We start from the raw sequence: 12,987 nt of genomic DNA, 5'->3' as shown, positions 1-12,987 counted from the left end.
ACCTGTAGGCGGTTGCGCTGGATGCAACATTGTTGCGTGCGCTTGAGCGGCGGGTGTATCCCCAGGCCGGCCGCTACGCGGGAGGGGCGTCAGCACGAGGCTGACGCCCCTCTCATCAGGGATTACTTGTCAGGGTTGCGGTTGCCGAGTGATGCACTCGATGCAATTCCGCCTAGTTTCAGCTGCAGCCGCTGGTCGAGCCGCAGCCCTCGCAGATGTAGCAGGAGCCGGCGCGCTGCATCTTCGTACCGCAGGAGAAGCAGAGCGGTGCGTCGGCACTGACGCCGAGTTGCATCTCGACGAGCTCGGCCGAGTTGTGGGCGACCTTGGGGGCCTCCACTGCGGTCGGCTTCGGCGCGGCGACGGCCTTCAGGGGTTCGCTCTGGCGCGGGGCGGACTGGGCCAGGCTCTCCACGTCCAGTTCGTCCTCCTCCATGGTCGGCTCGTACGAACCGGTGTCGAGGTGGCGCTGGCGCTCCTCGGCGGAGTGGATGCCGAGCGCGGAGCGCGTCTCGAACGGCAGGAAGTCGAGCGCCAGGCGGCGGAAGATGTAGTCGACGATCGACTGCGCCATCCGCACGTCCGGGTCGTCCGTCATGCCGGCCGGCTCGAAGCGCATGTTGGTGAACTTCGAGACGTACGTCTCCAGCGGCACGCCGTACTGCAGGCCCACCGAGACGGCGATGGAGAAGGCGTCCATCATGCCCGCGAGGGTGGAGCCCTGCTTGGACATCTTCAGGAAGACCTCGCCCAGGCCGTCGTCCGGGTAGGAGTTGGCCGTCATGTAACCCTCGGCGCCACCGACCGTGAAGGAGGTGGTGATCCCCGGACGGCCCTTGGGCAGGCGCTTGCGGACCGGGCGGTACTCGACGACCTTCTCGACCGCGGTACGGATGGTGTCCTCGGCCTTGGCGGTGACCGCCTCCTTCTCCCCGTCCTTGACCGTCTTGGTCTTGGCGGAGAGGGGCTGGCCGACCTTGCAGTTGTCGCGGTAGATGGCGAGCGCCTTGACGCCCATCTTCCACGCCTCGAAGTAGACCTCTTCGACGTCCTCGACCGTGGCGGTCTCGGGCAGGTTGACCGTCTTGGACAGTGCGCCCGAGATCCACGGCTGGATGGCCGCCATCATGCGGACGTGGCCCATCGCGGAGATGGAGCGCTCACCCATGGCGCAGTCGAAGACCTCGTAGTGCTCGGTCTTCAGACCCGGGGCGTCGATGACGTTCCCGTTCTCGGCGATGTGGGCGACGATCGCCTCGATCGCCTCCTCCTGGTAGCCGAGCCGGCGCAGCGCCTGCGGCACCGTGCCGTTGACGATCTGCATCGAGCCGCCGCCGACCAGCTTCTTGAACTTGACCAGGGCGAGGTCGGGCTCCAGGCCGGTGGTGTCGCACGACATGGCGAGACCGATGGTGCCGGTCGGCGCGATGACCGAGGCCTGCGCGTTGCGGAAACCGTTCTTCGCGCCGAGCCGGATCACGTCCTGCCAGGCCTCCGTGGCGGCGGCCCAGATCGGGTTGTCGAGGTCGTCCACGTGGACGGCGACGGCGTTGGCGTCGGCGTGCTGCTTCATGACGCGCTGGTGCGGCTCGGCGTTGCGGGCGTAACCGTCGTACGCGCCGACGACCGCGGCGAGCTCGGCGGAGCGCTTGTAGGAGGTGCCGGTCATCAGGGAGGTGATCGCCCCGGCGAGCGCGCGGCCGCCGTCGGAGTCGTACGCGTGGCCCGTCGCCATGAGGAGGGCGCCGAGGTTGGCGTAGCCGATGCCGAGTTGGCGGTAGGCGCGGGTGTTCTCGCCGATCTTCTGCGTCGGGAAGTCCGCGAAGCAGATCGAGATGTCCATCGCGGTGATGACCAGCTCGACGACCTTGGCGAAGCGCTCGACCTCGAAGGACTGGTGGCCCAGGCCGTCGTCCTTGAGGAACTTCATCAGGTTCAGGGACGCGAGGTTGCAGGACGTGTTGTCCAGGTGCATGTACTCGCTGCACGGGTTCGAGCCGTTGATGCGGCCGGACTCGGGGCAGGTGTGCCAGTGGTTGATGGTGTCGTCGTACTGGATGCCCGGGTCGGCGCAGGCCCAGGCGGCCTCGGCCATCTTGCGGAAGAGGGACTTGGCGTCGACCTCCTCGATGACGTCGCCGGTCATGCGGGCGCGCAGCCCGAACTTGCCGTCGGCCTCGACGGCCTTCATGAACTCGTCGTTGACACGGACCGAGTTGTTGGCGTTCTGGTACTGGACGGACGTGATGTCGTCGCCGCCCAGGTCCATGTCGAAGCCCGCGTCACGCAGCGCGCGGATCTTCTCCTCTTCCTTCACCTTGGTCTCGATGAAGTTCTCGATGTCGGGGTGGTCGACGTCGAGGATGACCATCTTGGCCGCGCGGCGGGTGGCGCCGCCCGACTTGATGGTTCCGGCCGAGGCGTCGGCGCCGCGCATGAAGGAGACGGGGCCCGAGGCGTTGCCGCCGGAGGAGAGGAGCTCCTTGGAGGAGCGGATGCGGGAGAGGTTCAGGCCGGCCCCGGAGCCGCCCTTGAAGATCATGCCCTCTTCCTTGTACCAGTCGAGGATCGACTCCATGGAGTCGTCGACGGCCAGGATGAAGCAGGCCGAGACCTGCTGCGGCTGGGGCGTGCCGACGTTGAACCACACCGGCGAGTTGAAGCTGAAGATCTGGTGCAGGAGGGCGTACGCCAGCTCGTGCTCGAAGATCTCGGCGTCGGCGGGCGAGGCGAAGTAGTCGTAGTCCTCGCCGGCCTTGCGGTAGGTCTTCACGATCCGGTCGATGAGCTGCTTCAGACCGGTCTCGCGCTGCGGGGTGCCGACGGCCCCGCGGAAGTACTTGCTGGTGACGATGTTGACCGCGTTCACCGACCAGAAGTCGGGGAACTCGACGCCACGCTGCTCGAAGTTGACCGAGCCGTCGCGCCAGTTGGTCATGACGACGTCACGGCGCTCCCAGGACACCTCGTCGTACGGATGCACGCCGGGGGTGGTGTGGATGCGCTCGATACGCAGCCCCTTGGTGGCCTTGGATCCCTTGGCTCGGGAGCCTCGTGCCGGGCCGCTCGCCGTCTCTGTCATTGCCGCCTCCCATACGCGGGCAAAAACGCCCAAAAGTGCCTGAATGTTCCCAGGGCACGGTGTTTGTCTGATGCCACGGGCGCAGCAGAAGCGCACCCCTGGCAGGTCCTGGATGCCGCCGATCGGCGACCGCGGGCCCGGCCGGGCCCCTCGGTCAGTCGGCGGCGGTGGCGGGCACGGGGACCTCGGGGGTCACGCCGGCCACGCACTCGTCTGGTTGATCCCCTGGAGGCCGCTGCTCGCGGAGTTCCACGATGGCGGCCTCGAAGTCTTCGAGCGTGTCGAAAGCCCGGTATACGGACGCGAAGCGCAGGTACGCGACGAGGTCGAGCTCCTGCAACGGGCCGAGTATGGCCAGGCCCACGTCGTGGGTGGTCAGCTCGGCGCTGCCGGTGGCGCGCACCGCCTCTTCGACCCGCTGGCCGAGCTTGGCGAGGGCGTCCTCCGTGACGGGCCGCCCCTGGCATGCCTTGCGGACGCCGGAGATGACCTTGGTGCGGCTGAAGGGCTCGGTCACGCCCGACCGCTTGATGACCATCAGCGAGGCCGTCTCCACCGTCGTGAAGCGACGGGAGCAGTCGGGGCACTGGCGGCGCCGGCGGATCGACGTGCCGTCGTCGGTCGTCCGACTGTCGACGACACGGCTGTCGGGGTGCCTGCAGAAGGGGCAGTGCATGGTTCCCAAGCCTCCTTCACAGCACGACTGAATAGCCTCGGCAGGCCACGAAACGGCCCCGCGAAGCGACCCCAAGCATAGGCGATGGCCAGGGTCTTGAAGGACCACGGACCACAACTTCTGGGCGGCTGCACCAATCCAACCACTAGATCTAGTAGATCCCAGGTTTTGCCGCTTATCCAGCGTTCCCGCGTGTCGTGGAACCCCGGTGGCCCGGCCGACGATTTCCGGCCGCCCACGAGGGTACGGGAAGCGCGTCGCAGCGGGGTATCGCGGGGTGCCGGATGACAGACTGTGCACCGGTGCTCCACCAGGCGGGGTCGACGCGCGGCACGGGCACCGAACGGTCCCCGAAGGGATGGCGCCCAGCGCCCGCCACGGCGCTGAAGGGTACCGTAATGAACCGAATGACTGTTCGACGGGCCGCCGGTCGGAGACTCGCACATACACCCACCCTCAGGGCCACGTAGCGGGTTCTGCGTTTTTTCACTCGAACGTGTGTTTGGCGCAACCTTTCGAAAGCCACTACCGTTGTCCAGCCTAGGGAGACCACATTCGAGAGGGGCCGCCGACGTGACCACGACCGCAGACAGTGCCACCATCACTGCCCAGGACCGCTCCCAGACCCGACTTGAGCCGGTGCATGCCATGAATGACGCAGTCACGAACCAGGGGGCGGACGGCCAACGGCCGGCACGCTCCCTGCCCGGCCGGCCTCCAGGCATCAGGGCGGACAGCTCCGGGCTCACGGACCGGCAGCGGCGCGTCATCGAAGTCATCCGGGACTCCGTGCAGCGGCGTGGCTACCCGCCGTCGATGCGGGAGATCGGTCAGGCCGTCGGTCTCTCCAGCACCTCGTCCGTCGCCCACCAGCTGATGGCGCTGGAGCGCAAGGGCTTCCTGCGCCGCGACCCGCACCGTCCGCGCGCCTACGAGGTCCGTGGCTCCGACCAGCCGAGCAGCCAGCCCACCGACACCGCGGGCAAGCCGGCCGCCTCCTATGTGCCGCTGGTCGGCCGGATCGCCGCCGGTGGCCCGATCCTCGCCGAGGAGTCGGTGGAGGACGTCTTCCCCCTCCCCCGCCAGCTGGTCGGCGACGGCGAGCTGTTCGTCCTGAAGGTCGTCGGCGACTCGATGATCGAAGCCGCCATCTGTGACGGCGACTGGGTCACGGTCCGCCGCCAGCCCGTCGCCGAGAACGGCGACATCGTCGCCGCGATGCTGGACGGCGAGGCCACGGTCAAGCGCTTCAAGCGCGAGGACAACCACATCTGGCTGCTCCCGCACAACGCCGCCTACCAGCCGATTCCCGGCGACGACGCGACCATCCTGGGCAAGGTCGTGGCGGTGCTCCGGCGGGTCTGACCCCTCCGCCGGCTCTGAACCGGGCCCCGGGACCTCCTGCGCCGGTCCCGGGGCCCCGCCATGTCCCCGCTGGGGCTCTCCTCGGTCCCGCAGGGCCCCGGATCCTGCCGGACCCCTGAGGCTCTACCTTCCGTCCGCCTTGGCCGCCGCGTCGATGGCCGCGAGGGAGCGCCGTGCCTGGTTACGGTCCGTGGTGTACCAGAAGTCGGGCAGCGAGGCCCGCAGATAGCTGCCGTAGCGGGCGTTGGCCAGGCGCGGATCGAGCACGGCGACGACACCCCGGTCGCCGGTCGCCCGTACGAGACGGCCCGCGCCCTGCGCCATCAGGAGCGCCGCATGCGTGGCCGCGACGGCCATGAAGCCGTTGCCGCCGGCCTCCTCCACCGCCTTCTGGCGGGCGCTCATCAGCGGGTCGTCGGGGCGCGGGAACGGGATGCGGTCCATGACCACCAACTGACAGCTGGCACCCGGCACATCGACGCCCTGCCACAACGACAGCGTGCCGAACAGACAGGTCTTGGGGTCGGCCGCGAACGCCTTGATCAACTCGCCCAGCGTCTCCTCACCCTGCAGCAGGATCGGGTTGTCGAGGCGGCTCCGCAGCTCCTCGGCGGCCGCCTGGGCGCCCCGCATCGAGGAGAACAGGCCGAGGGTGCGGCCGCCGGCCGCCTCCACCAGCTCGGCCAGCTCATCCATCATGTCGCCGCGCGACCCCTCACGGCCAGGCGTCGTCAGGTGCTTCGCGACGTACAGGATGCCCTGCTTGGGGTAGTCGAACGGGGAGCCGACGTCGAGGCCCTTCCACTGCGGGACGTCCTCACCGCCGGTGCCTTCGGCGGAGAGCCCCAGCGAGGCGCCCACCCCGTTGAAGTCGCCGCCCAGCTTCAAAGTGGCCGAGGTCAGGACGACCGAACGGTCGGCGAAGAGCTTCTCCCTGAGCAGCCCCGACACCGAAAGCGGAGCGACCCGCACCGAGGCTCCGAAGCGGTCGTGGCGCTCGTACCAGACGACGTCCCACTCGGAGCCGTTGGTGATGCGCTCGGCCACGCCGTGCACCGTCTCCAGCATGGCGAGGGCCTGCTTGCGCACCGCGTCCTCGTCCTGGACGGACTTGTCGCGGGTGGAGCCGAGCGCCGAGATCACCTCGCGGGCCGCGTCGCGCAACGCCATCAGCGCATAGCCGAGGTCCTCGGGGACCTCCTCCAGGCGGCCCGGCAGCGCCAGCTCCATGACCCGCTCGAATCCTTCGGCCGCCGTCTGGAGCTGGTCGGCCACCTTCTCATTGACGAGCTTGGCGCTGCGCCGCACCGCCCTGTTGACCTGCCCGGGGGTGAGCTCGCCGGTGGCGACACCGGTCACCCGGGAGACCAGCTCGTGTGCCTCGTCGACGATCAGCACCTCGTGCTGCGGCAGCACCGGCGCGCCCTCGATGGCGTCGATGGCGAGCAGCGCGTGATTGGTGACGACCACGTCGGAGAGCTTGGCGCGCTCACGCGCCATCTCGGCGAAGCACTCCGCACCGTACGCACACTTCGTGGCGCCCAGGCACTCCCGGGAGGAGACCGAGACCTGCCCCCAGGCCTTGTCCGAGACGCCCGGGGTCAGCGCGTCACGGTCGCCGGTCTCCGTCTCGTCCGCCCAGTCCCGCATCCGCAGGAGGTCCTGGCCGAGCTTGCTGGTGGGCGCGGCCGACTCGAACTGGTCGAAGAGCCCCTCGTCCTCGTCCTGCGGCGCGCCCTCGTGGAGGCGGTGCAGGCACAGATAGTTCGAGCGGCCCTTCAACATGGCGAACTGCGGACGGCGCCGGAGCAGCGGATGCAGCGCGTCCACGGTGCGCGGCAGGTCGCGCTCCACGAGCTGGCGCTGGAGGGCCAGCGTCGCGGTGGCGATCACGACGCGCTCCCCGTGCGCCAGTGCCGGCACCAGGTAGCCGAGGGACTTTCCGGTGCCCGTCCCGGCCTGGACCAGCAGGTGGGAGCCGTCGTCGACGGCGTCGGCGACGGCCGTGGCCATGGCGACCTGGCCAGGCCGCTCCACACCGCCGACGGCGGTGACGGCGGCGTGCAGGAGCTCGGGAAGTGAAGGCTTTGTCATAGCCGGACCAGCCTAAGGCTCGCCACTGACAACCACCGCCAGTCGGGTCACTCCGCCGGAGCCAGAGGGTTCGCCACGGTCCCGTACACGGTGGCGTGCGGCCGCTCGGAGCGGTCCCGGTAGCCGTCGGTGTGCAGCCGGTTCCGGTTCAGACAGAGCCGGTCGATCCGGGGCGTGAGCAGGTCGAACGTCTCGTAGCGTTCCTTGTCGTCGGGGAAGCGGGACTGGTACCGCAGGATCTCGTCGCGTACCAGCGCCCAGAAGTCGGCCTCGGCGACGCCCAGTTGGTCCTCGCAAAGGGGGGCGAGGAACCGGAAGACGCCCACGAAGAGCCCCGAATGAATGAACTGGGTGAGGAAGTCGGGCGCCTCGGTGAGCAGGATGTTCCGTACGTCGTCGGGCATCGAGTCGTGTTCCGGGAGGTGCTCGGCGCTCACATTGATGTCGTCGACGAAGTCCTTGATCGCAAGGCGTACGGGGATGTCCCGCTCGTCGAAGACGACGATGGCGTTCTCTCCGTGCGGCGAGAAGACGGTTCCGTAGCGGTAGAGGAAGCGAAGAAGGGGCGGCAGCAGGGCGCCGAACAGGCGGCGCAGCCACACCCGGGGCGCGAGGCCCGAGCGGGCGACGAGCTCGGCCGTGAAGGCGCGGCCCTGGGGATCCGTGTGGAGCAACGCGGCCAGGGTGCGGGCCCGTTCCCCCGCCGCGAGCCGCGGCGGCAACGGCTCACGCCAGATCGCCCCGAGCAACTCCTTGTACTGGTAAGGCACTTCGCCGGTACGGTCGTAGATCGGGTGCTCGACGGCGACGGAGGCGACCTCGCCGAGCAGGATCACCCGGCAGTCGTCCCGCAGGAAGGTGTCCCGGTCGCACAGGCCCTGCACCCAGGCGGTGACCGCGGGCGCGGCGACGGTGCGCTCGGTCGGCAGGCCCCGCCACACCAGGGTGTTGAGGATGGACAGCGGGAGCTTCACGGTGTGGCGCTCGGGCCGCGACAGGTTGAGGAAGGTGCGGATGGACTGCTGGGGAAGCCGTACGTCACCGTCGCTGGGGAGCGGCACGATGGCGTGGTCGGCGACCGCGGGGGCGAAGAGCGGAAGGATCATCTCCGTCCACTGCCAGGGGTGGACGGGCAGATAGAGGTAGTTGTCAGGGTCGAGGCCGCGGGCGCGGAGCGCGGCGGCGAACGAGGCACGGACGGGGGCGTCGAGTTCACGGGCGTAGAGCCGGTCCGGGGTGGCCAGCGCTTCGGTGCCGCGGTAGCCGGCCAGATCCGTGCGGACCGCGATCCAGGGCAGCCTGGCCGGAATGCGGGCTTCCGGGCTCCAGCGGGCGGCGTCGTCGGCGGAGAAGCCGAGCCGTCCCTTGTTGAGTACGAGCCAGGGGTGCCCGCTCTGGTGGCCCTCCAGCTCCGCGTAGCCGAGGTCGGCGAGCTGTGCGGCGGGCAGCGCGGTGGTGTGCAGGCGGGTGTCGGCCGCGAGGGTGGCGGAGAGTTCCCGCACGAGGTGGCCGAAGGTGGCGCCGTCGACGCCGAGGGTCCGGCGGGCCAGCGCCAGGAAGCGCAGGGGGTCCGCGAGGGTGTGGCCTGCGGCGGGGGGCGCGGCTGGGAGGTCCGCGGCGCTCCGGCCGCTGGGCTGCCGGGGCTGCCCCGCGGATGTGGGGTGCGGGGCGGCGGGGCGCCCGGGGTGCCCTGCGTGCCGGCCGTCGGGCTCCTCGGCGCTCCCTATCGACAGCTCGGCCGAATAGTCCCGGGGGCTGACCGCGCGCTGCTCGGCCGGGTCGCCGGGGCTGCCCGCCGGGTTCCCGGCGGTGTCCTCCCGGTTTCCAGGGCTGACCGCCGGCTTCCTGGCACTGTCCGCGGGGTTCCCGGGGCTGTCCGCCGATGGTTCGGCGGGATCCTCGTGCGGGGTCTCCGCCGGCCACTCGATCCGTCGTACGGAGTCGGGGTCCACCTGCCAGCCGCCGTACGCGCCGCGTCGTGCGGCGAAGATCAGCGTGCTGCCGTCGTCCAGCGTGAACCCGTACTGACCTGCGGTTTTCCCAGCCGGACCGGCATTGTCAGTGGGGGGCTCTACCGTTGGCTGCACGATTTCCTCGTACGCGAAGGCGCCGATCATCTTGGCGAGGAGGAGGCGTCCCGCGCGGTCCCAGGCCTCGGGGTTCAGCTCGGGCGGGGCCAGCAGTCCGGGCGGGGTTTCGGGGTCGAGGAGGCCACGGGAGTCATGGGGGGAAGGAGGGTTCGGCACGGAGACTCCTCGGGGTGGGACCGATGCGGGGCTGGGTGTGTATGCGGAGCGGCGGGGCGTTCACAGCAGGTTCCTGAGCGCGCGGTCGCGGACCATGAGGGCGGCGCGCTTGTCGGGCAGGTCGACCTCCGCGTGGAAACGGAAGCCGGCGCTGAGGAACGCGGCGATGGAGGGGGTGTTGCGCAGATCGGGTTCGGCGATCACACGGGTGCAGAGCGGACGGTTGTCGAGAACGAGGTCGGCGACGGCCCTGAGCAGGGTGGTCCCGACGCGTCGGCCACGGTCGGCGACGCCGCCGACGAGCAGATGGATGCCGGTGTCGTGGGGACGGGCCGGATAGTGGCGGGCCAGGGGGTCGAGATCGGCTCGGTAGATCTCCCAGTAGCTCATGGGAGTTGCGCCGAGGACGCCCAGGCAGGGCACGCTGCGGCCGTCGCCGTCGAGCTGGCGGCGCAGGTGGGCGGCGGTGACGGAGTCCGGTCCCGCCAGCTCCCAGAAGGCGGCCACAGCGGGGTCGTTCATCCACTGGGTGAGGACAGGGAGGTCGCGTTCGATACGTACGGGGAGGAGGTGGAACGACCCGAGGGGGGTCGTGGCCGGCGCCCAGTCGCCTGGGGAATCGAGCAGGTCCTCGGCGACAGCGTGAGCCCACCGGGTAGCACTGCCCGGCCCCGGCCCTGGCCTCGGCCCTGACTCCGGCTCTGGCGCGAGTCCTGGTAGCGGCACCCGTCCCGGCAGCCGGCCGGTGGCGGGGATCCGGTGGGCGCCGTCGCCCGGGCCGGCCGGTGCGTAGGTGGCCGAGGTGGGCATGGAGGGCACTGTCACCTGTTGGGTGAGCGCGGCCGGACCGGAACGGTCGGAGCTCCCGGCGGGCTCGGGCTCGGACCCGGGGGGCGCACCGCCCGGCACGGGCTTGCCGGGCGCGGGCCTGCCGGGCGCGCTCCCCGGCATCTCCCGGGCGGCACCGGCGGCACCGGCGGCACCGGCGGCACCGGCGGACCGAACGGTTCCGGCGGCCCGGTGTGGGCCCGCACTGCCGGGCGCACCGGTCCCGCCCGCACCGGCGAGCCCGCCGGGCCCAGCGGAACCACCGGACCAGCCGGAAGCACCGAGGCCGCCTGCCTCACCCGCACCACCGAGGCCGCCCGGCAAGCCCGGCCCCGCCGGGCTCTGGTCGAACAGGGCGACCAGTTCGTCGGGCAGTTGCAGGTCCAGGGTGTCCTCGGCCCCCTCTCCTGGCCGGGGGGCCGGCCCGGCATCGGCGCTCTCCGGCTGCGGGACCGGACCGGCGTCGGCACCGCCCTGCCGCGAGGCCAGGCCGGCGTCGGCCCCCTCCCCTGGCCGGGGAGCCGGCCCGGCATCGGCACCCTCCGGCCGCAGGACCGGGCCGGCATCGGCACCCTCCGGCCGCAGGACCGGCCCGGCATCGGCACCCTCCGGCCGCAGGACCGGCCCGGCATCGGCACCCTCCGGCCGCAGGACCGGGCCGGCATCGGCGCTCTCCGGTCGCGGGGCCGGGGCGGCGTCGGCGCTCTCCGGTCGCGGGGCCGGGGCGGCGTCGGCGTTGGTGCTCGCATCGGTGGGAGGCACGGCGACGCTCCTCTCAGCAGTTCGTACGGATCAAGTGCCGTTGGTGTGAAGGGGGTTGGTGATGGTGACGTAGACGGACTGGGTGTCGACCGGGCCGACGAGTTCGTCGAGGCCGTGCAGCCGGGTCAGGAGGTTGGCCTTGCAGCGCAGCGTCGCGTTGTCGAGCAACTGCTGGGGCAGGGGCGAGCCGAGAGTGGTGGCCTTGGCGAGGAACTGGCGTAGCGCGGCCAGCAGGACGCGTTCGTCGGCGAGGTGCTGGGCCCCGAAGGCGCCGATGAGTCCGAGGACGTTGTTGATGCCGAGGTAGTAGGCGAAGCGCTCGTCGGTGACGGCGTCCGGCACGAAGGTGTCGCTGGCGGCGCCGATGCCCGGCAGCCGTCGCTCCAGGTCGGCGCGGTGCGACTCGCGGAAGTAGTAGCCCTGGTTGTCGCGGTAGCGGCCGCCGACGGGCCAGCCGCCCGGGTCGAGGAGGACCAGCGTGTTCTGCTGGTGGGCTTCGAGGGCGATGCCCGCCGTGCCGTCCAGCCAGAGCAGCGGGCGTACCACCTGGTCGAGGTAGCGCAGGAACCACTCAGCGCTGACGGCCGGGACGGGCCGGCCGGTGCGGGCGGCGAGCCGGCCCACGATGTCGGCGAGGCGCGAGTGCATGCCCGTGCGGCCCGGCATGGGGCGTGGCGCGGTGAGCGCGGCGATGCAGACCGCGTCGTCGCTGTGCAGGAAGGGGTTGTGGCGGACCACGACGTCGAGCCCCGGCAGCGGTTCGCTGTCGGGGGTGTCGACGGCGAGCCAGGCGGGGTCGCGGACGATGTCGAAGCAGGGGTGGGCGGCCTGCCAGGCCTCGCCGAGGCCGGCCCGCAGCAGGCGGTGGACCTCCACGCCCCGGTGGAGTTCCTTGCGGAGGTTTTCACGACGGGAGTTGGTGATGCGTACGCCGAGCGACAGTTTCAGCATGGCGTCGGCGCCGGGGCGGTGCACGGTGCGGACGGACGACGTGGGGTACCAGTCGTCGCCGTACGGGCCCAGGTCGTGCAGGAGCCCGGCGTCGAGGAGGGCGGCGACGGCGGGGCGCTGGGTGACGTCGCGGGCCTGCCAGGGGTGCAGGGGCAACGGCACGGTGCCGGGCGGGAGTTGGAGGCCGGACCCGGCGAGCCGGTGCGTCAGGTCGGCGGCGGTCACGGTGCGGCCGCTCTCCGTCCAGGCCGAGTCGCAGGCCAGCACGGAGGGGTCGACGGCCATCCAGTGCAGCGGGAAGGAGCCGTACAACTCGGGTGAATAGCGGCGCACTTCGGTCTCGGAGAGCCCTTCGCGGCTCTTGGGGGTGGGGTGCAGCGGGTGGCCGAGGAGGAGGGACTGTTCGGCGGTGAGGAACAGGTCGGCCGTTTCGCGGGGGCCGGGGCGGGTGCGCCGGTCGGCGATGAAGCACGCGGTGCGGCGTACGGAGTCGGCGACGCGGCCCACCAGGTCGGCGCTTTGGCTCTGGCCTGCCTCGCGGCCGAGGAGGGCGGCGACGGTGACGGCGTCGGCGGGCGGCGCGTCGGGGCAGGCGCCGTGCAGGCCTGGCCGGCCGAAGCGGTGCCAGCCGGTGGCCGACCAGTACGGCACGGGCACGAGCAGGGCGGTGCCGCTCGCGGGGAGCGGGATGCGCAGGACCCTGCCGTCCGGCGCGGGCAGATCGTTCTCCCGCACCCAGCAGCGCAACAGGTTCTCGACGGCGGCGGCTTCGGCCGCGGCATCGGCGTCGGGGGCGTCGAGCGGGTTGGCTTCGGCGTCCTGGGCGTCGAACGGGCCCGCTTCGGCGTGGGCGGTCAGTCGTTCGCCGTGGATCCCGGCCTTCTGGCGCGGCACCGTCGTCGACTCGGCCACCAGCGGGCCGCAGTGGGCGGTGGCGGGGCCGTCTGGCTGGTGCGCGTCGGGGGCGGGGGTGGGATTCACGG

7 protein-coding genes are annotated in these 12,987 nt (G+C 71.2%); 1 reads left to right on the top strand and 6 read right to left on the bottom strand.

Going from position 1 to position 12,987, the window contains the following annotated elements; translation table 11 throughout:
- Window positions 1–178: 178 nt before the first annotated feature.
- Together AB0D31_RS16800 and nrdR are read right to left on the bottom strand one after the other, a co-directional pair.
- Window positions 179–3,082 (bottom strand): vitamin B12-dependent ribonucleotide reductase, encoded by a 2,904-nt coding sequence (locus AB0D31_RS16800; RefSeq protein ID WP_362722995.1) that lies wholly within the window; start codon window positions 3,080–3,082, stop codon window positions 179–181.
- 154 nt (window positions 3,083–3,236) lie between these two features.
- Window positions 3,237–3,758, bottom strand: coding sequence for a transcriptional regulator NrdR (nrdR, locus tag AB0D31_RS16795; protein ID WP_362722992.1), 522 nt, complete (start codon window positions 3,756–3,758; stop codon window positions 3,237–3,239).
- Window positions 3,759–4,331: 573 nt separating this feature from the next.
- Here nrdR and lexA point away from each other — a divergent pair.
- Window positions 4,332–5,123 (top strand): transcriptional repressor LexA, encoded by a 792-nt coding sequence (lexA, locus tag AB0D31_RS16790; RefSeq protein WP_362722990.1) that lies wholly within the window; start codon window positions 4,332–4,334, stop codon window positions 5,121–5,123.
- Between the two features lie 123 nt (window positions 5,124–5,246).
- Here lexA and AB0D31_RS16785 read toward each other — a convergent pair whose 3' ends face one another.
- From AB0D31_RS16785 to AB0D31_RS16770, 4 genes are all read right to left on the bottom strand, one after another.
- Window positions 5,247–7,217, bottom strand: a complete 1,971-nt coding sequence (locus tag AB0D31_RS16785; protein WP_362722987.1) for an ATP-dependent DNA helicase — start codon at window positions 7,215–7,217, stop codon at window positions 5,247–5,249.
- Window positions 7,218–7,264: 47 nt separating this feature from the next.
- Entirely contained in the window at window positions 7,265–9,463 is a 2,199-nt protein-coding gene (locus AB0D31_RS16780) for an IucA/IucC family protein (protein ID WP_362722985.1), read from the bottom strand.
- A 60-nt stretch (window positions 9,464–9,523) separates the two neighbouring features.
- A complete protein-coding gene (locus AB0D31_RS16775) occupies window positions 9,524–10,414 on the bottom strand; it encodes a GNAT family N-acetyltransferase (protein ID WP_362723074.1) in 891 nt (296 codons plus the stop codon).
- A 669-nt stretch (window positions 10,415–11,083) separates the two neighbouring features.
- Window positions 11,084–12,985, bottom strand: coding sequence for an IucA/IucC family protein (locus AB0D31_RS16770; RefSeq protein ID WP_362722982.1), 1,902 nt, complete (start codon window positions 12,983–12,985; stop codon window positions 11,084–11,086).
- Window positions 12,986–12,987: the final 2 nt, after the last annotated feature.

Source organism: Streptomyces sp. NPDC048361 (assembly GCF_040651795.1).
In the GTDB taxonomy this organism is placed as follows: Bacteria; Actinomycetota; Actinomycetes; order Streptomycetales; family Streptomycetaceae; genus Streptomyces.
The sequence above is the reverse complement of the archived record's forward strand: the minus strand, read 5'-3'. Positions and strand labels throughout refer to the sequence as shown.